At 66.8% G+C, this 24,279-nt stretch carries 20 protein-coding genes; 12 read left to right on the top strand and 8 right to left on the bottom strand.

Annotated features, from left to right (window positions below; genetic code table 11):
- The first annotated feature begins 148 nt into the window (after window positions 1-148).
- The 5 genes from IU514_RS02305 to IU514_RS02285 all read left to right on the top strand — a co-directional run bounded on the left by IU514_RS02305 (window position 149) and on the right by IU514_RS02285 (window position 6,684).
- Window positions 149-889 (top strand): queuosine precursor transporter, encoded by a 741-nt coding sequence (locus IU514_RS02305; RefSeq protein WP_194929550.1) that lies wholly within the window; start codon window positions 149-151, stop codon window positions 887-889.
- Window positions 890-989: 100 nt separating this feature from the next.
- On the top strand, window positions 990-2,789 hold the full coding sequence (locus IU514_RS02300) for a DUF885 domain-containing protein (RefSeq protein ID WP_194929431.1): 1,800 nt from the start codon (window positions 990-992) through the stop codon (window positions 2,787-2,789).
- 71 nt (window positions 2,790-2,860) lie between these two features.
- Entirely contained in the window at window positions 2,861-4,684 is a 1,824-nt protein-coding gene (locus tag IU514_RS02295) for a DUF885 domain-containing protein (protein ID WP_324187763.1), read from the top strand.
- A gap of 146 nt (window positions 4,685-4,830) precedes the next feature.
- The gene (locus IU514_RS02290; protein WP_194929430.1) at window positions 4,831-5,619 is read left to right on the top strand and encodes a murein L,D-transpeptidase catalytic domain family protein; all 789 of its coding nucleotides are present in this window, start codon (window positions 4,831-4,833) and stop codon (window positions 5,617-5,619) included.
- A 30-nt stretch (window positions 5,620-5,649) separates the two neighbouring features.
- Entirely contained in the window at window positions 5,650-6,684 is a 1,035-nt protein-coding gene (locus IU514_RS02285; RefSeq protein WP_194929429.1) for a L,D-transpeptidase, read from the top strand.
- 14 nt (window positions 6,685-6,698) lie between these two features.
- Here the strand turns inward: IU514_RS02285 and IU514_RS02280 are convergent, their stop codons facing one another.
- Window positions 6,699-8,018 carry a S41 family peptidase gene (locus IU514_RS02280; protein ID WP_194929428.1) on the bottom strand — a complete coding sequence of 440 codons (1,320 nt, stop codon included), beginning with the start codon at window positions 8,016-8,018 and terminating at the stop codon, window positions 6,699-6,701.
- Here IU514_RS02280 and IU514_RS02275 point away from each other — a divergent pair.
- On the top strand, window positions 7,950-9,104 hold the full coding sequence (locus IU514_RS02275) for an alpha/beta fold hydrolase (protein ID WP_324187762.1): 1,155 nt from the start codon (window positions 7,950-7,952) through the stop codon (window positions 9,102-9,104). The two genes, IU514_RS02280 and IU514_RS02275, sit on opposite strands and share 69 nt — an antisense overlap.
- 88 nt (window positions 9,105-9,192) lie before the next feature.
- Here IU514_RS02275 and IU514_RS02270 read toward each other — a convergent pair whose 3' ends face one another.
- On the bottom strand, window positions 9,193-9,453 hold the full coding sequence (locus IU514_RS02270) for a hypothetical protein (RefSeq protein ID WP_194929427.1): 261 nt from the start codon (window positions 9,451-9,453) through the stop codon (window positions 9,193-9,195).
- Between the two features lie 210 nt (window positions 9,454-9,663).
- Entirely contained in the window at window positions 9,664-10,980 is a 1,317-nt protein-coding gene (locus IU514_RS02265) for a DEAD/DEAH box helicase (protein ID WP_194929426.1), read from the bottom strand.
- A 423-nt stretch (window positions 10,981-11,403) separates the two neighbouring features.
- On the opposite strand from IU514_RS02265, the gene IU514_RS02260 reads away from it, so the two are divergent.
- Window positions 11,404-12,579 carry a low temperature requirement protein A gene (locus IU514_RS02260; protein ID WP_194929425.1) on the top strand — a complete coding sequence of 392 codons (1,176 nt, stop codon included), beginning with the start codon at window positions 11,404-11,406 and terminating at the stop codon, window positions 12,577-12,579.
- A gap of 42 nt (window positions 12,580-12,621) precedes the next feature.
- Here the strand turns inward: IU514_RS02260 and IU514_RS02255 are convergent, their stop codons facing one another.
- Entirely contained in the window at window positions 12,622-14,025 is a 1,404-nt protein-coding gene (locus tag IU514_RS02255; protein WP_194929424.1) for an MBL fold metallo-hydrolase RNA specificity domain-containing protein, read from the bottom strand.
- 243 nt (window positions 14,026-14,268) lie between these two features.
- Here IU514_RS02255 and IU514_RS02250 point away from each other — a divergent pair, with 243 nt between their 5' ends.
- Together IU514_RS02250 and IU514_RS02245 are read left to right on the top strand one after the other, a co-directional pair.
- Entirely contained in the window at window positions 14,269-16,347 is a 2,079-nt protein-coding gene (locus IU514_RS02250; protein ID WP_194929547.1) for a M13 family metallopeptidase, read from the top strand.
- A gap of 163 nt (window positions 16,348-16,510) precedes the next feature.
- Complete coding sequence (locus tag IU514_RS02245) at window positions 16,511-18,526, top strand: M13 family metallopeptidase (protein ID WP_194929423.1); 2,016 nt, start codon at window positions 16,511-16,513, stop codon at window positions 18,524-18,526.
- 63 nt (window positions 18,527-18,589) lie between these two features.
- On the opposite strand, the gene IU514_RS02240 is transcribed toward IU514_RS02245, so the two are convergent.
- Window positions 18,590-19,240, bottom strand: coding sequence for a rhomboid family intramembrane serine protease (locus tag IU514_RS02240; RefSeq protein WP_194929422.1), 651 nt, complete (start codon window positions 19,238-19,240; stop codon window positions 18,590-18,592).
- A gap of 72 nt (window positions 19,241-19,312) precedes the next feature.
- Complete coding sequence (locus IU514_RS02235; protein WP_194929421.1) at window positions 19,313-19,717, bottom strand: MGMT family protein; 405 nt, start codon at window positions 19,715-19,717, stop codon at window positions 19,313-19,315.
- Between the two features lie 40 nt (window positions 19,718-19,757).
- Here IU514_RS02235 and IU514_RS02230 point away from each other — a divergent pair, with 40 nt between their 5' ends.
- Entirely contained in the window at window positions 19,758-20,168 is a 411-nt protein-coding gene (locus IU514_RS02230) for a hypothetical protein (protein ID WP_194929420.1), read from the top strand.
- A gap of 70 nt (window positions 20,169-20,238) precedes the next feature.
- On the opposite strand, the gene IU514_RS02225 is transcribed toward IU514_RS02230, so the two are convergent.
- Complete coding sequence (locus IU514_RS02225) at window positions 20,239-21,366, bottom strand: inorganic phosphate transporter (RefSeq protein ID WP_194929419.1); 1,128 nt, start codon at window positions 21,364-21,366, stop codon at window positions 20,239-20,241.
- Window positions 21,367-21,378: 12 nt separating this feature from the next.
- Complete coding sequence (locus IU514_RS02220) at window positions 21,379-22,005, bottom strand: DUF47 domain-containing protein (protein ID WP_194929418.1); 627 nt, start codon at window positions 22,003-22,005, stop codon at window positions 21,379-21,381.
- Window positions 22,006-22,276: 271 nt separating this feature from the next.
- Here IU514_RS02220 and IU514_RS02215 point away from each other — a divergent pair, with 271 nt between their 5' ends.
- Together IU514_RS02215 and IU514_RS02210 are read left to right on the top strand one after the other, a co-directional pair.
- Window positions 22,277-23,626 (top strand): hemolysin family protein, encoded by a 1,350-nt coding sequence (locus IU514_RS02215; RefSeq protein ID WP_194929417.1) that lies wholly within the window; start codon window positions 22,277-22,279, stop codon window positions 23,624-23,626.
- Window positions 23,610-24,245, top strand: a complete 636-nt coding sequence (locus IU514_RS02210; protein ID WP_194929416.1) for an exopolysaccharide biosynthesis protein — start codon at window positions 23,610-23,612, stop codon at window positions 24,243-24,245. Before IU514_RS02215 ends, IU514_RS02210 begins: the two co-directional genes overlap by 17 nt.
- Window positions 24,246-24,279: the final 34 nt, after the last annotated feature.

Here is a 24,279-nt window from a genome sequence, read left to right as displayed (position 1 = left end):
CGCGCGCGGCTGACTATGGCAAGCCACCGGCGCTTGCTGGACCACCAGGGACGGGACGACAAATCGAATCGTGAAGGAGCGACATCCAGTGAACGACAACGCTTCACTCCGTATCGCGTCCACCACGCGCACGCTCGACGACCGGGCGATGTGGTTGTTCATCGTGCTGAGCGGCTTCTTCTGCGTGAACGCCGTGCTCGCGGAGTTCATCGGCGTGAAGATCTTCGCGCTGGAGGACACGCTGGGCGTGGCGCCGCTGCAGTGGAACCTGTTCGGGCAGAGCGGTTCGCTCAGCTTCACCGCCGGCACGCTGTTGTGGCCGGTGGTATTCCTGATGACCGACGTCATCAACGAGTTCTTCGGCCGGCGTGGCGTGCGCATGATCTCGTGGCTGGCCGCGGGCCTGATCGTCTACGGCTTCGTGTTCGCCTTCGCCGCGATCTCGCTGGCGCCGGCGGACTGGTGGGTCAAGGCCGCGCAGCCGCAGGGCGTGCCCGACTACCAGGCCGCGTTCTCGGCGGTGTTCGGCCAGGGCATGTGGACGATCGCCGGCTCGCTGGTGGCGTTCATGCTCGGCCAGCTGATCGACGTGGCCGTGTTCCATCGCATCCGAAATGCCACCGGCGAGAAACACGTGTGGCTGCGCGCCACCGGTTCGACCGCGGTGTCGCAGCTTGTCGACAGCTTCGTCGTGCTGTACATCGCCTTCGTGCTCGGCCCGCAGAAGTGGCCGACTTCGCTGTTCCTGGCGGTGAGCACGGTCAACTACGCCTACAAGATGCTCGCCGCTATCGCGATGATCCCGCTGATCTACCTGGTCCGCGCCGGCATCACCGCTTTCCTCGGCGAGACACGGGCACGGCGCTTGCGCGAGGAAGCCGCGGCCTGACCGCCGTCACGCTTCGTACGCCCCATTCCGTGACTTCCGGCCGGGGCCGCCCCGGAATGGCTCGGCCATGCTTGGCCTTTCGCATTCCAGGGGAATCCTCATGCCGTTGCGCCCGCTTGCCCTCGCCATCGCCCTGACGTTCGCGTCGGCGGCCGCTCCCGCCGTCGCCGCCGATGCGCCGCAGGCCAGCCAGCAGGCGGCCAAGCCCGCGCGGCTCAACGCCCTGTACGAGCAGTACTGGGAAGAGCAGCTGAAGTTGAATCCGCTGCAGGCCACGTTCCAGGGCGACAACCGCTACAACGACCAGTTGCCGAACTTCCTGTCGAAGCAGTACCGCGACCAGGACCGCGCGTTCACCCAGCGCTGGCTGAAGACCGTCGAGGGCGTCGGTGCCGACGGCCTGGCGGGCCAGGACCTGCTGAGCTACCAGATCTTCGTGCGTGACGCGAAGCTCTCGCTCGAAAGCCTGCAGTTCCCGACCTGGCAGCAGCCGATCAACCAGTTCTACAACTTCGCCTCGACTGCCGTGCAGCTCGGCTCCGGCACCGGTGCGCAGCCGTTCAAGACCGTCGCCGACTATGAAAACTGGCGCAAGCGCGCCGCGAAGATCCCGGCGATCTTCGATCAGGCGATCGCCAACTCGCGCGAGGGCGTCAAGAACGGCGTCGTGCAGCCGAAAGCGCTGATGGTCAAGGTCACCTCGCAGCTCGACGCGCTGATCAAGGACAAGGCCGAGGACACGCTGTTCTGGGGCCCGGTCAAGAACTTCCCGAAGGATTTCACCGACGCCGACAAGCAGCGCCTCACGGCCGAATACAAGGCGATGATCGAGACCGAGCTGATGCCGGCCTATAGCCGTTTGCGCGGTTTCGTCGCCGACGAGTACATGGCCAAGGCGCGCACCACCTCCGGCCTGGGCGCGCTGCCCAACGGCGCCGCCTGGTACGCGTTCAACGCCCGCAACACGACCACCACCAACCTGACGCCGGAGCAGATCCACCAGATCGGCCTGGACGAGGTCGCGCGCATCCACGGCGAGATCGAAGGCGTCATGAAGCAGGTCGGCTTCAAGGGCTCGATGCAGGACTTCTTCAAGTTCATGCAGAACGATCCGCGCTTCATCTTCAAGGACGAGCCGGCGCTGCTGGCGTACTACCGCGGCCTGGAAGCGAAGATCAACCAGCGCATCCCGGAACAGTTCTCGCTGTTGCCGAAGGCGCCGTTCGAGATCCGCCCGGTCGAAGCCTTCCGCGCGCAGTCCGCGGCGGGCGGTTCGTACATGCGTCCGAGCGAGGACGGCTCACGTCCGGGCGTGTTCTACGTCAACACCTACGACCTGCCGACGCGCAAGACGTGGGACGCGGAAGACCTGTACCTGCATGAAGCCATCCCCGGCCATCACTTCCAGCTGGCGCTGCAGCAGGAGCTGACCGGTCTGCCGAAGTTCCGACGCTTCGGCGGCGAGATCGCCTTCAGCGAAGGCTGGGGCCTGTACGCCGAATCGCTCGGCAAGGAGCTCGGCGTCTACACCGATCCGTACAACTACTTCGGCTACCTGCAGAACGAGCTGTGGCGCGCGATCCGCCTGGTCGTCGACACGGGCCTGCACAGCAAGGGCTGGACGCGCGAACAGGTGATCGCCTACATGCTCGCCAACTCCGCCGAAAGCGAGACGCAGTCGACCGCCGAAGCCGAGCGCTACATGGCCATCCCCGGTCAGGCGCTGGCGTACAAGATCGGCGAACTGAAGATCAAGGAACTGCGCGCGAAGGCCGAGAAGGAGCTCGGAGCGAAGTTCGACGTGCGCGAGTTCCACGCCGAAGTGCTGAAGGACGGCTCGGTGCCGCTGGATGTGCTGGAAGGCAAGATCGACCGCTGGATCGCCGCCAAGCGCGGCTGACCGGCGCTGCCATACCCTCTGCTGCGGGCCGGTGGACACCGGCCCTTCCGACCGACCGCCAGGAGACCAACGTGACGCTCCGCCCCATCCTGCTTGCCCTCGCCATTTCCGCCTCGCTCGCCGCGTGCGACCGCGGTCCGAAGACCGACGCCGCCGCGACGACGGCATCGGCTGCCGCCACGGTCGACGCCAAGGCCAAGGCCGACCAGCTCAACAAGCTGTACGCCGATTACTGGGAAGAGAACCTCAAGCTCAACCCGGTAATGGCGACGTTCACGGGCGATCCGCGCTACAACGCCGAACTGCCGGACTTCGGCTCCGCCCAGTACCGTGAGCAGAGCAAGCAGTTCACCAGCGACTGGCTGAAGAAGGTCGAAGCAGTCGGCTCCACCGGCCTGGACGGCCAGGACCTGCTGAGCTACGAGATCTTCGTCGCCGACGCCAAGGAGTCGCTGGAGTCCTACCAGTTCCCGACCTGGCAGCTGCCGATCAACCAGATGAACAGCGTCGCCACGCTCGCCGTGCAGTTCGGCTCGGGTAGCGGCGCGCAGCCGTTCAAGACGGTCAAGGATTACGACGACTGGCTCAAGCGCGCCGGCCGCCTGCCGGTGCTGTTCGACACCGACATGGCGAACATGCGCGACGGCGTCGCCGCCGGTGTCGTGCAGCCGCGCGCGCTGATGGTGAAGGTCATCCCGCAGCTCGATGCGCTGATCAAGGACAAGCCCGAAGACACGCTGTTCTGGGGCCCGATCCAGCAGATGCCGAAGGACTTCTCCGACGCCGACAAGCAGCGCCTGACCGAGTCCTACCGCAAGCTGATCGCCGAGCAGCTGATGCCGGCGTACAAGAAGCTGCGCGCCTTCATCAACGACGAATACCTGCCCAAGACCCGCGACAGCGTCGGCCTCGACAAGCTGCCGGGCGGCGGCGCGTGGTACGCCTTCAACGCGAAGCAGAGCACCACCACCGACCTGACGCCGGCGCAGATCCACCAGATCGGCCTGGACGAGGTCGCGCGCATCCATGGCGAGATCAAGAAGGTCATGGAGCAGGTGGGCTTCAAGGGCTCGATGCAGGACTTCTTCAAGTTCATGCAGGACGACCCGCGCTTCAACTTCAAGAGCGAGGACGCGCTGCTGAAGGACTACCGCGCGCTCGAAGCGAAGATCAACCAGAAGATCCCGGAGCAGTTCTCGCTGATCCCGAAGGCGCCGTTCGAGATCCGTCCGGTCGAGCCGTTCCGCGCCAAGTCGGCGGCCGGTGGCCAGTACTACCCGCCGAGCGACGACGGTTCGCGTCCGGGCATCTTCTACGTCAACACCTACGACCTGCCGACGCGCAAGACGTGGGATGCGGAAGACCTGTACCTGCATGAAGCGATCCCGGGCCACCACTTCCAGATCGCCCTGCAGATCGAGCTGAAGAACCTGCCCTCGTTCCGCCGCTGGGGCGGCGAGAGCGCGTTCTCCGAAGGCTGGGGCCTGTACGCCGAGTCGCTGGGCAAGGAGCTCGGCGTCTACACCGATCCGTACAACTACTTCGGCTACCTGCAGAACGAGCTGTGGCGCGCCATCCGCCTGGTCACCGACACCGGCCTGCACAGCAAGGGCTGGACGCGCGAGCAGGTGATCCAGTACATGCGCGACAACTCGGCCGAGAGCGAGACGCAGTCCACCGCCGAGGCGGAACGCTACATCGCCTGGCCGGGCCAGGCGCTGGCGTACAAGATCGGCGAGCTGCGGATCAAGGAACTGCGCGCGAAGGCCGAGAAGGAACTGGGAGCGAAGTTCGACGTGCGCGAGTTCCACGCCGAAGTGCTGAAGGACGGTGCGGTGCCGCTGGACGTGCTCAGCGGCAAGATCGACCGCTGGATCGCGGCGAAGAAGGGCTGATCCGCCCGGGACAGCACGAAGAAGGCCGGCCCTCGCCGGCCTTCTTCATTTCCGGCGCCTGAACCAGGTCAAACAAGTGCTTGAAATCGGGCCGGCGCGGGCCGACATTGGGATCTACCCTCCGGCCCATCAGGCCCTGACTCCCGATGTTCAAGCCCCGATACCTGCTGCTGGCCAGCGTCCTGCTGCTGCCGGCGGTGCCAGGCTTCGGTGCACGCAAGGATCGCGCGCCCGCCGCCGCCCCATCGCCAACGCCACCCGCGCCTTCGAGCGCCTCGACTCCGGCTGCGCTGGAGGATTCGCGCTTCCTGTCGCACCTGGCCCCCGGTGCCGACCCCAAGGTGCTGGGCCTGGCCGTGGCCGCGATGGAGTGCGCCCAGGCCAGCGGTGTCGGCACCGGTGCGCGGCGTCTTGCCGTGATCGATTACAGCCGCCCGTCCCTGCTACCACGCCTGTGGGTGTTCGACCTGCAGGCCGGCACGCTGCTCTATGAAGAAGTGGTCGCGCACGGCCAGGGCTCGGGCGACAACCTCGCCACGCGCTTCTCCAATCTCGACGGCAGCCATCAGTCCAGCCTGGGCCTCTTCGTCACCGGCGACACCTACGTCGGACGCAACGGTTATTCGATGCGCATGCAGGGCCTGGAACCCGGCGTCAACGACGCCGCGATGGCGCGCGCGATCGTCATGCACGGCGCGCCGTACGTCGATCCCGCGCAGGGCAGGCGAATGGGCCGCCTCGGTCGCAGCTGGGGATGCCCGGCTGTGCGCAGCGCCGTGGCCCGACCGATCATCGACCTGCTGAAGGACGGCCAGTTCGTCTTCTCCTACTACCCCGACCAGGACTGGCTGACGCGATCGGCGTTGCTCAATTGCCCTGCCGCGCGCCTGCAACTCGCACGCCATCCCGCTGACGCGCGCCCACCTTCCGGATAGGCTGGAGCCAGCCCCCCGGAAGGACATCGGATGACGCGTCTCGCCTTCGCCCTAGCGCTTTCGCTGCTTGCCACCTCGGCCCAGGCCGTGCCCAGCTGGGGCGCGCGCCAATCGAGCGCGGCCGACACGGCGCCGTCGCAACTCAAGCCCGGCGAATGGATCTGGGGTGGCGACAACAAGGCAGGACCGATCGCGGTCGTGGTCAGCCTCACCGAACAACGCGCGTACGTGTATCGCAACGGCATTCCCATCGGCGTAACCACGGTGAGCACCGGCCGCCGCGGTTACGAGACGCCCACCGGCGTGTTCACGATCCTGCAGAAAGACAAGGATCACCGCTCCAACAAGTACAACAGCGCACCGATGCCGTACATGCAGCGGCTCACCTGGGACGGCGTCGCGCTGCACGCAGGCGGCCTGCCCGGCTACCCGGAATCACACGGCTGCGTGCACCTGCCGTCGGAGTTCGCGCGATTGCTGTTCGACTCCTCGACCACGGGCATGACCGTGGTGGTGTCGGAAGAAGGCAAATCGCCGGTCGACACCGTTCACCCGATGGCATTGATCCCGATCGACCCGCGCACCGGCAGCGATTCGGCCGTGCCGCGGTTGGAGGACGGGCAGAAGTATCGCTGGCATCCGGAGCTCTCGACCGAGGGTCCGGTGTCCATCCTGCTCAGCGGTTCCGACTCGCGCGTGATCGTGTACAGGAATGGCATCGAGATCGGCCGTTCGCGCATCGTCGTGCGCAATCCGCAGCAGCCGCTCGGCACGCACGCCTATCTCGTCAAGGACGGCTACCTGCCCGGCGACAATCCGCTGCTGCCCGGCACGCGCATGCCGAACTGGAGCGCGATCGGTATCCCCGGCCGCGGCGAGGATGCGGGCAAGCTGCTCGGACCGGAGACGATCGAACGCGTGGTGATCCCGCACGATTTCGTCGCGGCGGTGCTGCCGCTGTTGACGCCAGGCGTGGTGATGCTGGTCACCGACGCACCGCTGCAGCCGGAGATCACCGAAGGCGCACCGGTGCAGGTGCTCGATTCGGAGCCGCCGGAGGCTTGAGCGCGCTGGGATGGCTACGGGCTTCCTGCGCTGGATTCGACCGAGGCCATTCCCTTCACGAGGATTGCCGCCGCTTCCGCCAGCACGGGATCCGCCGACGCGGGATCCGTGGGCTGACGCGTCGGGACCGGCCCACTTCGCACCGGCGCCTGATAGCCACGCGCAGGAGGGATTGGTGCGGACGCTCCGTGCCGGGCTGGCGCCCCCGTTGCCAGGACCACGTCCGGCGTCACGCCCGCACCGATCGGCCGACCGTCCAGGCGATAGGCCTCTGCGATCGTGAGGTTCACCAGGCCGAAACGAGGCGCTCCGCGCGAGTTGGGATCCCCGCGATCGAGATCCACCGGATTCTGTATCGAACCCCGACCGTAAGTGGTCTCGCCGACAACCAGCCCGCGGCCGTGATCCTGGATGGCCGCCGCCAGCATCTCCGCGCCCGATGCGGTCCTGCCGTCAACGAGCACGACCAGCGGGCCCGTCCACGCCGCCGCATTCGCTGCCTTCTCCGTAGAGACGCGATTACCAGTCTCGCGGATCTGCACGAACGGCACGGGCCCCAGGAACAGACCCGCCACATCGATCACTTCCCTGAGCGCGCCACCCGGACTGCCACGCAGGTCCAGCACCACGCCGTCCACGCCCGCCTGCCTGAGTTCGCCCGCAAGCCGCGCGACGTCGCGGCTCACCGAGCCGTTGCCCAACCCGTAGAAGCTTCCCACGGTGATTACCCCCGCGCGCCTGTTGCCCAGGGACAGCACTGAGCGAGTCGCTGTCGTCGGCGCGGTCAATGGCTCAGGATCGCCCGTCCTTTCGGGCGCAGCGAACGGGCTCAGGTAGCGCGCATCGCCGTCGATCGTGCGGACGAAGGCATTGAGGAAGATCGCGAGTATCTCGTCGCGGTCTCGCACGTCGGCGGGCAGCTTCCGGCAATCGGGCTGGGTACCACCGGCTTGACTGCAGCGCGCTTTCAAGCCGCGGTCGCGGACATCCGCGATCTCGTACACCGGGTCCAGCTTGCCGCGTTTGACCGCCTCATCGAGTGCCGTCGCATACTTCGCCAGCGACGCCAGATCGTCCTGTGCGAAATACCTGTGCTGGGGATCCAGGTCGCGCACATAGGCGTCAAAAACCCGCTCCGACAAGGCATCGTCGAAGGGTTTGGCGTAATAGCCGTAGCGTCGGTCCGTGAGCAGCCCATAGGTCAACTGCGCAGCGGTTGCGCGATCGCGCTCGGCACTGCGGCCTTCGCGTGCTTGCGCGTGCGCGTGTTCCGCGCACAGTCCCATGACCACGGCGCAGGCCAGCAGCCCGCACCAGATGTTGCGATGGTTCATACGGCCTCCCCCGGTTGGCCCGCCGATCTTAAGCCGCGTGAATGGCGGGCCACCACCCTGCGCTGGAGCATGGCGACGTCGGGCTCGATGGCGGGCGTTGAATTAATTATTTCGATGTCGTCGCGACAGGATGGCCTGCATCATCCCGGCTGCTTTGTTAGCCAGTTTGTTTCGCAAGAGATCCGCACCATGTTGTCCGCATCATCCGCTCCGGCCCCTTCCCTCCAGTTGCGCGACGGCAGGACGCTTACGTGGCAGTGCTACGGCGACGACGCAGGCCGTCCGCTGCTGGTCTTCCACGGCTTCCCTGGTTGCCATGTGCAGGCCGCGCTGATCGGCGATGCCGCGCGGCGCGCAGGCGTGCGCCTGATCGCACCCGACCGGCCGGGGTTCGCGGGTTCCACACCCGATCCCGACCGCACGATCCTGTCGTGGGTTCGCGACGTGGAGCAACTCGCCGCGCACCTGTCGCTGCTGCGCTTCGGCGTGCTCGGGATCTCCTGTGGTGGTGCCTACGCATTGGCGTGCGCGCATGAGATCGGCGAACGTCTCGATTACGTCGGGCTCGTCGCCGGCATGGGGCCGATGGACGTACCGGCGATCCGCCGCGGCCAGCATCCCGCGTTGAAGGTGCTGTTCGGGCTTTCGCGGCTGCATCCGCGACTGGTGACGCCGATGCTGCGCATGGACCAGAAGATGTTCGGCATCGATCCGATGCGGGCGCTTCAGCGTCTGGCCTCGATGATGACCGCGCCCGACCAGGCCTTCCTGCGCACGCACGTGGCGGAGGCTGAAACGTTCGCGAGAAGCCTGTCGGTGGCGTATCGGCAAGGCATCGACGGCGCGATGTCGGAGGCCGCGCTGATCGCGCGTCCACGCGGCTTCGAACTCGCCGATATCCGCATCCCGGTGCATGTCTACCAGGGCGGGCACGATCGCAACGTGCCGCCGGACATGGGCGAATACATCGCGCGGCACATCAAGCTCAGCCGCTACCGCTTCTTCCCGGACGAAGGGCACCTGTCGATCGTGAGCAACGCTGCGGACGAATATCTCGAGGACTTCGTCGCGTCGCCACAGCAGTGAAGCCGCCCGTCACCGACGGTTGGCCGGTTGCTGGAATCCACACCAACCCGGCTGCGGCGCATCCCGCGCCGCCACCGGACTCAATCGCTTACAGCGACCACTGCGAATGCAGCAGCGGCCGGTTCGCGCCGGGCTTGCTGGTGTGGAGTTTGTTGATGAGGTCTCGCAACCAGAGATAGGCCGCGCCGGCCGCCACCAGGAGGATCGCCTTGACCGCCACGACCAGCACCATGCTGGAGGTGATGGCATCCGGAGTGGCCATCCAGGTGATGACGGGAAGCAGACTCAGTATCTGCCAGACTGCGATGAAACCGACGAAACCGCGGACGATACGCAAGCTGAGGTACATAGCCTTCCCCAAGGTTATGACGCACTGAAAAGCTACTCCCGTCACACTCTGTCGCGCAAGCACCCCGTCATGCACGTCAGCCGGCGCGACTGGGCAACCGATCCGCCCCCCCGGGCGCCCGCGGTTTCCGAGTCGTCGTGCGACTCCGTTTCACGCAAACAAAAAGCCCCGGTTTCCCGGGGCTTTCTGCTATTCGATGGGCCGGGTCGCTCAGGCGCCGATGCCGCTGCGCGAGCCGCGGCCGCTGTGCCCGCCGCTGCGATGCTGCTTCGGGCCAGCATGGGCGTGCGCGTGGCGCGGCGCCGGCTTGCCGTGCGGGCGGTGCGATTTGCGCGGGCCCTGGTTCTGACGGCCGCCCGGCTTGGGCAGCGGCGCGTTGAGCTGGATCGGGCGGCTCGGCTCGAAGCCTTCCACCACCGCCAGTTCGACGTCGGCCTTGAGCATGCGCTGGATCTGGCGCAGCAGACCGCCCTCTTCCGGCGCGACGAACGACACCGCCTCGCCACTGGCACCGTTGCGGCCGGTACGGCCGATACGGTGCACGTAGTCCTCGGCGACCATCGGCAGGTCGTAGTTGATCACCAGCGGCAGGTCCGGGATGTCCAGGCCGCGCGCGGCGACGTCGGTGGCCACCAGGACGCGGGCCTTGCCGGTCTTGAAGTCGCGCAGCGCCTTCTGCCGCTGGGCCTGGCTCTTGTTGCCGTGGATCGCCACCGCGGCCAGGCCGGAATCTTCCAGCTGTTCGGCCAGGCGGTTGCAGCCGTGCTTGGTGCGGCCGAACACGATCACGCGATCGGTGTGGCGGCGGCTGATGATGTCCACCAGCAGGTCGCGCTTGCGCGCGACATCGACCGGATGGGCGCGGTGCACGATGGTCTCGGCGATCGTGTTCTGCGCGGCGACCTGCACCTGGCGCGGCTCGCGCATGAACTCGAGGGCGAGCTGCTTGAGCTGGGATTCGAACGTCGCCGAGAACAGCATCGTCTGGCGATCGCGCGGCAGCTTGGCGAGGATGCGCTTCATCGCGGGCAGGAAGCCCATGTCGAGCATGCGGTCGGCTTCGTCGAGCACCAGAATCTCGATCGAGTCGAGCTTGGCGGTGCCGCGCTCCATGTGGTCGATCAGGCGGCCCGGCGTGGCCACCAGCACGTCGACGCCGCGGCGGAACATCTCCACCTGCGGACCCATGCCGGCGCCGCCGAAGATGGCGCTGATGTTCAGGCGCAGGTGCTTGCCGTAGCCGCGCAGGCTCTCGGTGACCTGCACCGCCAGCTCACGCGTCGGCACCAGGATCAGCGCGCGCGGACGGCGGAAGCCGTTGGCGGCGGTCTGCTTGGACAGGCGGTTGAGCAGCGGCAGGCCGAACGCGGCGGTCTTGCCGGTACCGGTCTGGGCGCCGCCGAGCAGGTCGTGGCCGGCCAGCGCCAGCGGAATGGCTTCGGCCTGGATCGGCGTCGGCGTGGCGTAGTTCTGTTCGGTCAGCGCGCGCAGCAGCGCGGGCGAAAGCCCGAGGGATTCGAACGTCATCTGGAAACTCCTTTGGCTCGCGACACGACGGGCGCCCACGGATCGTGGACGCACCGGAATGGTCGCGTTGATGACTCCAGCGTTCCCTTGAACCGCGCTGCGAGTGATCGTGTTGGACGGCTGCCGGAGACTCCGGGCCGTGTCTGCGCTACGAAAGACGTGCGGGATAAAAGCCGTATGGACGGTCCGCGATGCGGACCACGGCGGGCATACCTGGGAAACGTACCCTTGCGGGGAGGCAGCCGTGCGCTGAACGGGGCGGACTGTACGCGAAAGTGTCCACCACCGCCACCCCGGCGACCTCGGCCAGCCTCGATGCGACGCCCTGGAAACCCTCAAACCCCGCTGCGACGGGCCTTGCGCAGGCGCCGGGGGGGTGTGCGACGCTCCCGTCATTCAGCCACCGTACGGCGCCAGCTGCCCATGAACACGCCCCTGCTCCGCCCACGCGATCGCCAGGACAGCAACCGCGTATCGATGGTCGAGCTGTTCTTCGACCTCGTGTTCGTGTTCGCGGTCACCCAGCTGTCGCACACGCTGCTCGAACACCTCTCCCTCGAAGGCGCACTGCAGACGCTGCTTCTGTTCCTGGCCGTGTGGTGGCTGTGGATCTTCACCTCCTGGGTGACCAACTGGCTCGATCCAGACCGAATACCGGTGCGGGTGATGCTGTTCGCGCTGATGCTGGGCGGACTGCTGCTGTCCTCGTCCCTGCCGCAGGCGTTCAGCGATCGCGGCCTCGTGTTTGGCGCGGTGTTCGCCGCGATGCAGGTCGGCCGCACCCTGTTCGTCGCCTGGGCGACGCACCATCACCACGACATCCTCCACCGCAACTTCATCCGGATCGCGCTGTGGATGTCGGCATCGGGCCTGTTGTGGGTGCTTGGCGGTCTCGCCGAAGGGCCGGCACGCGTCGCCTGCTGGATCTCGGCAGTGGCCATCGAATACGTCGGACCGGCGCTGTACTTCTGGGTGCCGGGGTTGGGCCGCTCCAGAACCACCGAGTGGGACATCGACGGCCACCACCTGGCCGAGCGCTGCGCACTGTTCGTGATCATCGCGCTGGGCGAGTCGATCCTGGTCACCGGCAGCGCGTTCGCGGGTCAGGCCTGGACGATGCAGACCATGACCGCGTTCGTAGTGGCCTTCCTCGGCAGCGTGGCGATGTGGTGGATCTATTTCGACACCGGCGCCGAGCGCGCCAGCCATCGCATCGCTCATTCCGACGACCCCGGCAGGCAGGCACGCCTGGCCTACACGTACCTGCACCTGCTGATCATCGCCGGCGTGATCGTCAGCGCCGTGGCCGATGAACTGGTGCTGGCGCATCCCGAACATTTCGGCACCAACGAGAATGCTGCGATCGCCGCGATCCTTGGCGGCCCGGCGCTCTACATCGCCGGCAACGCACTGTTCAAGTGGGTCTGCAACGATCGCCGCACGCCGCCGCTGTCGCACCTGCTCGGACTGGTCCTGCTGCTGGCGCTGGCGCCGCTTGCATACTCACACGCGTTGGCGCCGCTCGCGCTGGGCGCGGCGACGACGATGGTGCTGGTGTTAGTGGCGGCGTGGGAGACGGTCTCGCTGCGCCGCGCCTAGCGCGCTACTCCCTGGGCTTGCAGTCCTGTCGCATCATCCGTGTCAGACCTCCAGCGCCATGTCAGGCCGGGCCAGCGTCGCGGTCACGCCGTAGCGCTCCCCGATCTCGCCCGCCAGTGCTTCCCGCGCCTTGTCCTCGCCATGCACCAGCGCCAGCGGCGGATGGCGTCCGTCGCCGTCGGTGCGGATGGCGCCATACCAGTCGATCAGTCCGTGCTGGTCGGCGTGCGCCGACAGGCCGCCGACCGTATGGCGCTGCGCATTGACGCGCACATCGTGGCCGTGGATGCGCACCCATTTCGCACCATCGACCAGGCGCCGGCCGAGCGTGCCCTCGGCCTGATAGCCGACGAACACCACGTGCGTATTGCGCCGATCGAGACGATGGCGGAAGTGATGGAGGATCCGGCCGGCATTGGCCATGCCGGAACCGGCTATTACTATCGCGCCGCTGTCGATGCGGTTGATCGCCATCGACTCGTCGCGGGTTGCCGTGACGTGCAGGTTGGGCAGGCGGAACGGATTCGGCTTCTCCTTCCACACGCGCCGCGCATCCTCGTCGAACAGATCGGCATGGCGGTCGTAGATGGCGACGACCTTCGCCGCCATCGGGCTGTCGAGGAAGATGCGCCAGCGCGCCAGTCCCCATTCGTCCCAGTGCCTTGCGAACCAGTACAGCAGTTCCTGGCTGCGCCCGACCGCGAACGCTGGAATGAGCACGTTGCCTCCTTCGCGCCAGGCCGCGTCGAGGATGCCGCCGAGTTCGCGAATGGTCTCCGCGCGATCGCGATGCAGGCGATCGCCGTAGGTCGACTCCATCAGCACCAGATCCGCGCTATCAATGGTGGCGGGATCGCGCAGGATCGGCGTGCCCTTGGGCCCGATGTCGCCTGAGAACACCAGCTTGCGGCTGCGGCCCGCATCGTCGCGCGCCCACAACTCGACGCTGGACGAGCCGAGGATGTGGCCGGCATCGCGAAAGTTGATCTCGATGCCGGGCAGGATCTCGTGGCGCGCGTCGTACGGCAGTGCCCGCACCCGCGCCATCGCCTCGTTCACGTCATCCCGCGTGTACAGCGGCAGCACTTCAGGTTCGTTGGCGCGGCGATGCCGGTTGGCGCGCTCGGCCTCACCCTCGGAAATGGAGGCCGCGTCGAGCAGCATCACCGGCATCAGCTCGGCCGTGGCCTGCTGCGCATAGATCGGTCCGCGGAAACCTCGCTTGACCAGCAGCGGCACGCGCCCGATGTGGTCGATATGGGCGTGGCTGATGACCAGCGCGTCGAGCGCGCCGGGATCGAACGGGAACGGTTCGAGGTTGCGCCGCTCGGCTTCGGGACTGCCCTGGATCATGCCGCAGTCCAGCAGCAGGCGGCGCCCTACCGCCTCCACCTCGTGCAGCGAGCCGGTGACCTCGCCCGCCGCTCCATGGAAGTACACACGCATGGCCGCTCCTTGTCCGGGGTGACCGGACGACCGTAGCACGCCGATCCAGCGGGGCGGGCCGGCGAGTGGCAGGCTCGCGTGCCCTCCCCCCGCCGGGTCAGGAGCGTGACCTTCGACACCCGCCCTCGGGCCCGATCACGGCTAATGTCGGCCGGTTGCCCCGGACCCTGGGGCTGCAGCAGTCCCAGACCTCAACCGCCAGTCCGGCCGGAGCCCTTTGTGAGCCTCAACAAACCCAAAGTCCTGATGCTGTCCGTCGCCGTCGCCGCCGCATTGTCGGCGTGCGCCAAGAAGGAAGAAGCCGCACCGGCCGCCGATGCCGCCAAGCCGGCCGAAGCCGCCGCCTACAAGCTCGACGAAAGCAAGCTGCCGGGCGTCAACCGCTTCGCGGTCGCCGACCTCGACAGCACCAAGGACGCGTGCTCCGACTTCGGCGGATACGTCAACGGCAAGTGGCTGGCGGCGAACCCGATCCCGGGCGACCGCACCTCGTGGGGCGCCTTCGAAATGCTCAACGAGCGTTCGATCGGCGTGCAGCGCCAGCTCGCCGAGCAGGCCGCTGCCGACACCAAGGCCGCCGGCGTCGAGAAGATCGTCGGCGACTTCTGGGCCACCGGCATGGACCAGGCCAAGATCAACGCCCAGGGCATCGAGCCGCTGAAGCCGCAACTCGACACGATCGCCACGCTCGACAGCAAGGACAAGATCGTCGACTTCCTGCGCACCAGCGCGGCCAAGGGCGAGAACGTGCTGTTCGGCTTCAGCCCGGAAGCCGACTTCAAGGATTCCAAGAACAACATCGCCTACGCCTCGCAGGGCGGCCTGGGCCTGCCTGACAAGCCCTACTACTTCGACGCCGACAAGAAGGACAAGCTGGCCGCCTACGAGCAGCACGTCGCCAAGGTGCTGGAGCTGAGCGGCGTTCCGGCCGCCGACGCCGCCAAGCAGGCCAAGGACGTGATCGCGTTCGAGACCCGCCTGGCCAAGGCTTCGACCGACAAGGTGACGCTGCAGCGCGACGTCTCGCTGTACTACAACCCGGTCAGCCCGGCCGACGCCGACAAGCTGACGCCGAACTTCCCGTGGACCAAGTTCATCGAGTCGCAGGGCGTGGCCGTGCCGCAGATGTTCTCGCTGGCGATGCCGGGCTTCTTCAAGGAAGTCAGCGCGATGCTCGACGAAGTGCCGGCAGCGCAGTGGCAGTCGTACCTGCGCTTCCACACCATCGACCAGGCTTCGCCGTATCTCTCCGACGCGTTCGTCGAGGAGAACTTCAACTTCTACAACAAGACCATGCGCGGTCAGAAGGAGCTGAAGGAGCGCGGCAAGCGCGTGCTGTCGACGATCGAGCAGCAGGCCGGCGAAGCGCTGGGCCAGATGTACGTCAAGGTCGCGTTCCCGGCGGAATCGAAGGCGCGCATGCAGGAACTGGTGAAGAACCTGTCCGAGGCGCTGAAGGGCCGCATCCAGAACCTCGCCTGGATGAGCGACGACACCAAGAAGAAGGCGATGGACAAGTGGGCCGCCTTCACCCCGAAGATCGGCTACCCGGACAAGTGGCGTGAGTGGAACGGCCTGAGCACCGGCCGCGACAGCTACATCGGCAACGTGCTGGCCGCCAACGAGTTCAACTACAAGTGGATGATGGGCAAGATCGGCAAGCCGGTCGACCGCACCGAATGGGGCATGCCGCCGCAGATGGTGAACGCCTACTACAACCCGCTGCAGAACGAGATCGTGTTCCCGGCCGCCATCCTGCAGCCGCCGTTCTTCGACCCGAATGCCGACGACGCCACCAACTACGGCGGCATCGGCGCGGTGATCGGCCACGAGATGACGCACGGCTACGACGACCAGGGCAGCCGCTTCGGACCGGCTGGCAACTTCGAGAACTGGTGGACGCCGGCGGACGCCAAGGGCTTCAGCGGCCGCACCGACAAGCTCGTCGCCCAGTTCAACGGGTACGAGGCCGCGCCTGGCCTGAAGGTCAAGGGTGACCTGACCCTCGGCGAGAACATCGCCGACCTGGGCGGCTTGGCCACGGCCTACGACGCGATGAAGAAGGCGACCGAAGGCAAGGACGATCCGAAGACCGACGGCCTGACCCGCGACCAGCGCTTCTTCCTCAACTGGGGCACCGTGTGGCGCCGCAACTTCACGGAAGACGAGCTGAAGCTGCGCGTCAACACCGACGAGCACGCACCGGCCAACTTCCGTGCGATCGGCGCGCCGTCGAACCTGCCGGCCTTCGCCGCAGCGTTCTCGTGCAAGCCGGGCCAGCCGATGGTCCGCGAGGGCGACAATCAGGTCGTCATCTGGTAATCGCGTTACACACCTAAGCAGCAGCAAAAGGCCCGGGAATCCCGGGCCTTTTGTTTTGGCGCGACCGCTCCTGAACGCCGGCATGCGCCTTCGCCTGGCGTGCACATGGCCTCCAAAAAGCCGTTGCTACACTCGGCCGTCACGACCGCATGGATGACCCGCGATGACTCCTCGTCCGTTTGCCTGCGCCCTCGTCCTCGCCTTGGCTACCGGCCTGACCGCCCCCGATGCCGGCGCCGCCAAGAAGCGCGCGCCCGCCAAGGGAAAGGCGCCCGCAGCCGCCAATGCCTGCAGCGACTTCTATGCCTACGCCAACAGCGATTGGCTGCGCGCGCATCCGCTGCCGTCCGGCGGCGCAGCGTCGGTGTCGGCGTTGGGTCAACTGAACGATCGCGCGCGAACCCAGCAGATCGAACTGCTGCAAGGTGCGATGACGGCGCCGCAAGGCGAAGTGCAGAAGCTGCTCGGCGACTTCTGGGCGAGCGGTCTGGATGAAGCTGCCGTCGAGCGTGACGGCGCCCAGCCGATCGCTCCGCTGCTGGGCCGCATCAACGCGATCAAGAGCGCCAAGGACATTCCGGCTTCGATCGCCGCGCTGCATCAGGTCGGCATTCCGGTCGTCTTCAACTTCGGCGCCGACATCGACCTGCGCGACCTGACCCGCCACATTGGCTACCTCAGCCAGGGCGGCCTCGGCCTGCCCGACCCCGCCTACTACACGCGCGGCGATGCCGAGACTCGCGCACTGCTGGGCCAGTACACCACCTACGTCGAGAAGATCCTCGCGCTGACCGGCACATCGCCCGACAAGGTGGCGGCCGAAGCGCGTCTGGTCGTCGACCTGGAAACGCGGATCGCGCAGGCTTCGCGACCCCTGATCGATCTGCGCACCCCGCGCAACAACTTCGCCCCCGTTGAAACCAGCAAGCTCGCCAAACAGTACAAGCGACTGCAACTGGGCGACTTCCTGAAGGTACAGGGCGTCAAGGACGACAGCGTGTCGATCGCCAATCCGGCGCTGTTCGCGCAACTCGACAACCTGGCCGGCAGCCTCAAGCCGGACCAGTGGAAGGCCTATCTGCGCTGGCGTGTCGGCGATGCGATGGCGCCATACCTGGCAAAACCTTTCCGCGATGCCGAGTACGACTTCCGCGGCCGCGTGCTGACCGGCCTTCCGGCGCCGTCGCGGCAACAGGCGGTGCTGGATGCGATCAACCTCGCCGCCGGCCCGATGCTGGGACGCGAGTACGTCAACCGCTACCTGCCGGCGGCAACGCGTTCGCGCGCCGAGGAGATCGCGACGCAGGTACGCGCTGCGCTCGGCGCCGCGATCGATCGCGACAGCCGCTTCAGCGCTGCGGCGAAGACCGAAGCGAAAGCCAAGCTCGACAGGCTCGGCATCGAGATCGGCGCTCCCAAACGCGACCTCGACTACTCCGTGCAACCAATGGGACGAGGCAGCTTCGGCAGCAACATGCTGATCGCCTCGACCTGGCGCCATCGCGAAGAGATGAAGCGCATTGGCCGCGGCAACGCCGACCGTCGCTGGGACGTGCTGCCGCAGCAACCGGCCCTCGCCTACGACATCGCGCAGAACCGCCTGATCGTCACCGCCGCGATGCTGCAGCCGCCGGTACTCGACACCGGAAAGGACATTGCGGCGCAGTACGGCGCGTTCGGAGCGCTGGTCGGGCACGAACTCAGTCATGGCTTCGACAACCGCGGCCGACTGGTCGACGCGAAGCAGGAACTGCGCGACTGGTGGACACCGGCGGAAACCAGCGCATGGGATGCATTCGGCAATCGCATCGCCGCGCAGTACGGCGGTTTTGCCTACACCGGCCTGTCCGGCACGCGCGTGAACGGCACACAGGTGCGCGACGACGCCATCGCGGACCTGGCCGGCGTCGAACTCGCCTGGGCGGCCTACCGCAACGCGCAATCCTCGGCCAGCAAGACCGCGCAGCAGGACTTCTACAAGGGCTGGGCTTCGCTGTGGGCGGAGAACCTCAGTCCCGCCGCGGCCAGCGAACGCGCCGCGACCGACGTGCATGCCCCGGGCCAGTGGCGCGCGAACGCGCCGTTGATGAGCCAGACCGGCTTCGGTGAGGCGTTCGGCTGCAAGGCGGGTTCACCGATGCAGGCGGCGGCGGACCGGCAAATCAAGCTGTTCCCGTAGTTCGCATTCAATGACGTGACAAAAAGAAAACGGCGCGGGACTCGCGCCGTTTTCTTTCACCGGTCATCGCACGATGCGCGGCCGCGGCGGCGGACGCTTGCCGAACGGCGGCTGCCCGCGCCAGTAACGGATCAGCAGCCAGCCGAACAACATGCCGCCCAGGTGGGCGAAATGCGCGACGCCCGGCATGACGTTGGTGATGCCCATCAGCAGTTCGACGACGCCGTAGACGATCACCAGCGTGCGCGCCTTCATCGGGATCGGCGGAATCAGCAGCATCACGCGCTGGTTGGGGAACAGCATGCCGTATGCCAGCAGCAGGCCGAAGACGCCGCCGGAGGCGCCGACCGTCGGATAGGCCTCGCCACCCTGCGACACCGTCCAGTAACCCACAGCGAGCTGGCAGGCGGCGGCACCGGCGACGCACACCAGGTAATAGGTCAGGTAGCGGCGCTGCCCCCACACATGCTCCAGCGGCGCACCGAACATCGCCAGCGCCAGCATGTTGAACAGCAGATGCGCGATGCCGCCGTGCATGAAGCCGTAGGTCAGGATCTGCCACGGCAGGAACGTATAGGAGTACGGATCGCCGCCACCGGGCGGCCACAGCATGAACTGGGCAAGGGCGGCATCGCCCAGCGCCCACTGCAACAGGAAGACCAGGCCGTTGGCGATCAGCAACGCCTTGGTGACGGGGGGGAGGTTGGAAAACATTGCGGCTCCTGGTGAGCGCGCATGGTAACCGGTCGGGGTCGCGCTGGCGGCCGGCGAACGTCAGGTTCCGGCCTACTTCACGCGTGCCTTCGCCGGTGCCCTGCGCGCCTTGCGGGGAGCCGCGGTTTCGGCATGCATGCCTTCGCCCCACATCTGCTCGTCCAGCGTCGCCGCAGCTCGCAGGCCACGCACGCGCCCAGCCTCCACGTGCACGCCTTCGGCGCGCAGTCGCTGGCTCTGTTCACGAAAGCCCTTGGACCCTTCCGGGAAGGCGATTCGCCCGTCCGACCGCATTACGCGATGCCAGGGCAGGTCGCGGTCGCCATTCTCGCTGAGCAGGCGAGCCACCAGTCGCGCGCGCCCGGGCAGTCCGGCGCGGCGGGCCACCTCGCCGTAACCTGCGACCTCGCCGCGCGGAATCGCGCGAATGGCGGCCAGGATGCGCTCCGCGTTCCTCGCGGCATCTTGATTGCTCATCGCGGTAGCATACCGGGGCAACCATCGGCAGGAGCCATCCGTGCGTAATTTCGACTCGATCCGCCGCCACATCAAGACCAGCGATTTCCGCGTGACCGAGCATGATGTGGATGTGCTCTGCATCGAGCTGTCCCTGGAACAGGGTACGCGCCACCAGGCGATCTTCCTGTCCGAACTCGACGACGACGACGGCCGTCCCTACCTGCGCGTCAGCACCGCCGTCGCACCGATCACCGGCCTGGACGCCAAGCGCGCGCTGATCTTCAACTGGCAGAGCCGGGTCGGTTACCTCGCCATCGGCGACCTCGATGGCATTCCGCACCTGCAACTGTGCGAGAACCGTCCCTATGACGGCCTGGATGCCGCCGAGATCGACCGCCTGGTGCTGGAGATTGGCGGGCTCGGCGATCGCATGGAGCGCATGCTTTCGGCGGGCGGCGATCTGTTCTGAGCGTTCCACTCCTGCAAATGAAAAGGCCCGCTCGCGCGGGCCTTTTTTGTTTGCTCGCGAAGCGCCGGACTCAGGCCCAGCCCGCGACCGACAGCAACTTGTAGAACAGGTAAGCGATGCCACCTGCCGCCGGGATCGTCAGGATCCAGGCCCAGAGCATGCGCTCAACCACCGTCCATTTGATCGCGTTGAAACGCTTGGCCGTGCCCACGCCCATGATCGCGGCGGAGATGTTGTGCGTGGTCGACACCGGGATGCCGAGCGACGATGCCAGCGTGATCACCGTGGCCGCACTGGCTTCCGCGGCGAAGCCGTGGATGGGATGCAGCTTCACCAGCTTGTGGCCCAGCGTCTTGATGATGCGCCAGCCGCCCGCGGCGGTACCGGCGGCCATCACCACGGCGCAGGTGAGCTTGATCCAGGTGTCGATGTCCTTGTTGACGATCGCGTTCTGTGACGGATGCAGGAATGCCAGCCACGAAGGCAGGTTGTCGAGCGTGCCCGCGGCCTGTGCGCTGACCAGCGCCAGCGCGATGATGCCCATGGTCTTCTGCGCGTCATTCGAGCCGTGCGCGAAGCCCATGTACGCCGCCGAGGCCAGCTGCGCCTTGCCGAAGAAGGCGTTGACCCATCGCGGGCGCGCCAGCCGCGCCAGCAGGCCGCCGCTGGAGGCCATGCCGGAGATGATCGCGAACAGGATGCCCATCACCAGGAAGCCGGCGCTGAAACCGAGCAGTGGCGAACTCACCATCGGCACCACGACCTTCCACAACAGGCCTGCGCTCTTGAACCACGGATCGGCCGGTTCAGACCAGATGATCGCGTGCGGATTGTTCATCGCCGCGGCGAACGCCGCGCCGCACAGGCCGCCGATCAACGCGTGTGACGAAGACGACGGCAGGCCCAGCGCCCACGTGATCAGGTTCCAGACGATGCCGCCGCCGAGCGCGCACAGGATCAGTTGCGACGTCACTTCAACCACGCCCGAATCGAGCAGGCCGGAAGCGATCGTCTTGGCCACGGCGGTGCCCCAAAGCGCACCGATCAGGTTGGTTGCCGCGGCCAGCATGACCGCCTGCATCGGCGACAGCACCTTGGTCGCGACCACGGTCGCGATCGAGTTGGCGGTGTCGTGGAAGCCGTTGATGTACTCGAAGATCAGCGCCGCGAGTACCACGACCAGGACCAGGGTCAACATCGGCCCGGCCCCTTAGGAATTCTTCAGCACGATTTCGTAGGCGACCGTGCCCGCTTCGCGGCAGCGGTCGATGGCCTTCTCGAGGATCTCGAAGAACTCCTTGAGCAGGAACATCTGCAGGTTGTCGAGGCGACCGGAATAGATGTCGCGGTACAGCTCGAGCATCAGGCGGTCGGCTTCGTTCTCGATCGAACGCAGCTGGTCGTTCAGGGCCTTCATCGGCTCCAGCTTCATGTCGCGCACCTGGTGGACCATCTTCACCACCACCGCGGCGGCCTGCTCGAGCATCGCCGCGCGCGGGGCGAAGTCGATGCCTTCAAGGTGGCGGATCGCGAGCGCGTAGCGGTCGGCGAACTTCTCGACCTGCTTCGGGATCTTGTACAGAGCCGTCCCCAGCGCCTCGATGTCCTCGCGCTCGATCGGGGTGATGAAGCTGTTCACTAGTTCCTGGCTGATCTTGTCGGCGGCGCTGCGCTCGCGCTGACGGGCGAGCTTGAAGGCGTCCAACGCCGGCTGCCGGTCGGCTTCCTTCAGCATGGTGTGCAGGGCCTTGGTGCTGTCGTGGGCGGCGACGGCCGCCTCTTCCAGCAGCGTGTAGAACTGGTTGCCTTGGCCGAAAATCGTTTGCAGGGAGAACATGCGTCAGGTGCCTCGTGGTGCGCCAAAGGGGGCGCGCGGTGGGGTCAGCGGGCGCGATTATGACGGTTTGGCGTCATTTCCGCGCGTCCGCCGGCTCCACGGACCCTTCACGGGGGTGGTTCGAGATGGCCTGTTAAGATGGCCGGGACTTTCCAAGCCAGAGCCTCTGGCACTTCGACCCGATGGACGACGACCCAAGACTGCCGCCTGCCCTGTGTCCCCCGACTGACCGTCGCCCCTCCCGCCGCCCAGCCCCTCCGGAACGGACCCCATGCTGGAGCTGCTGATCGTCCTCGCCCTGATCGTCCTCAACGCCTTCTTCGCCCTGTCGGAGATGGCACTGATGACGTCGCGCAAACTGCGCCTGAAGCAGATGGCCGAGACCAGCCGCGGCGCACGCGTCGCCCTCGAACTGGCCGAGCACCCCGACAACCTGCTGTCGACCGTCCAGGTGGGCATCACCTCGATCGGCATCCTCACCGGCACGTTCGGCGGTGAATCCATCGGTCTGGTCATCGCCGGATGGCTGCAGGGCATGTGGCCGGATGCGACCCAGTACGCCCGCGCCATTGGCCTGGGCACGGCGGTCAGCCTGATCACGGCTGCTTCGGTGATCTTCGGCGAGCTCATTCCCAAGCGCCTGGCGCTGACCAATGCCGAGCGCATCGCCAGCGCCGTCGCACTGCCCTTGTACTGGCTGTCGCGCGCCGCCCGTCCGATCGTGGCCGCGCTCGGCGCGATCAACCGCGCCGTGCTGCGCGTGCTCGGCATCAAGGACGACGCCCGCAGCGCCATCAGCGAAGAGGAAATCCGGCTCCTGGTGACCGAAAGCCACGAGCAGGGAGTCATTGATGCCGACGAGCGCAAGATGATGAACCGAGTGCTCGGGCTGGGCGACCGCAGCGCAGAAAGCCTGATGACCCCCCGCATGCGCATCGCCTGGCTCGATGCCGCCGCCGACTTCGCCGAGAACCTCGCGGCCATGCGCGAGACGCCGTTCTCGCGTTACCCGGTCTACCGGGGCGACGACAGCGATGTGCTCGGCATCCTGGAGGTCAAGTCACTGCTCGACCGGCTCGACGAGAAGGCGCCTGATCTTTTCAAGGAGCTGCGCGAGCCGTTGTTCGTCTCCGAGTCGACCCACGCGATGAAGCTGCTGGAGATCTTCCGCGAGGAGCAGCAGTCGCTGGCGCTGGTGGTCGACGAGTACGGCGAGATCAGCGGCATCGTCACCATCGCCGACCTGATGGACGCCGTCGTGGGCCGCATCCACACCGTCGTGGGTCAAGCCGGCAAGCACCTGTCGCCCGAGGAGGAGGACAGCGCTGGCCCGGTGGTGGAACGTGCAGACGGGTCCTACCTGCTCGATGGCGCACTGCCGATCGAGGACCTGCGCGAGCTCGTCGGCGGTGGCGCGTTGCCCGACGAGGAGCAGCACGACTTCCATACAGCCGCCGGCATGGTCATCGCCCACTTCGGACGCATCCCGTACGTCGGCGAGTTCTTCGACTGGGGGACATGGCGCATCGAGGTGGTCGACCTCGACGGCCCCCGCATCGACAAGCTGCTGCTGAACAAGCGCGTTGAACCCGACACGGACGAACATGAAGCATCGGGCTGATCACGAGACGCAACCGGAAGCCGGCACGCGCGCCCTGCTCGACACCTTTGCGGTGGGCGATCCGGATGAAGTCCTCCAGCTCGGCGACCTGTTCGGCGGGCTGGGCGAGCGCTCCTTCGGGATGCTGCTGTTCGTCGCCACCCTGCCCGCCTTCATTCCGATTCCGGGTGTCGGCGGCGCGATCAGCGGTCCGCTGGTGATGCTGATCGGACTGCAGTTGCTGATCGGACGGCATCGCCCGTGGCTGCCGCGATTCATCGCCAGCCGTGGCCCGCACCGGCATGCGCTGAACCGGTTCCGTGAGCGGCTGTCTCCCTGGCTCAGACGCCTGGAGCGTGTGGTGCGTCCACGCGCGACCACGCTGCTCGATCACTTCACGGCCAGCTCGTTCACCGGCCTGCTGCTGATGCTGCTGGGACTTCTGCTGTCGCTGCCGATCCCGTTCACCAACTACGTGTTCGGTGGCCTGCTGCTGCTGTTCGCGCTGGCGCTGCTCGAACGCGACGGGTACCTGATGGTCGTCGCCTGGGTGGCCGGCGGACTGGCGGTCACGCTGGCGGGACTCCTCTCGGGCAATCTCGCGACGGCGGCGGCGCAACTGCTGGACCGGTTGAACTGACGACCGGCGCCTGTGCCGCGATGACAGGACCGGC

The organism is Lysobacter niastensis, from assembly GCF_015453285.1.
In the GTDB taxonomy this organism is placed as follows: Bacteria; Pseudomonadota; Gammaproteobacteria; order Xanthomonadales; family Xanthomonadaceae; genus Lysobacter_J; species Lysobacter_J niastensis.
The sequence above is the reverse complement of the archived record's forward strand: the minus strand, read 5'-3'. Positions and strand labels throughout refer to the sequence as shown.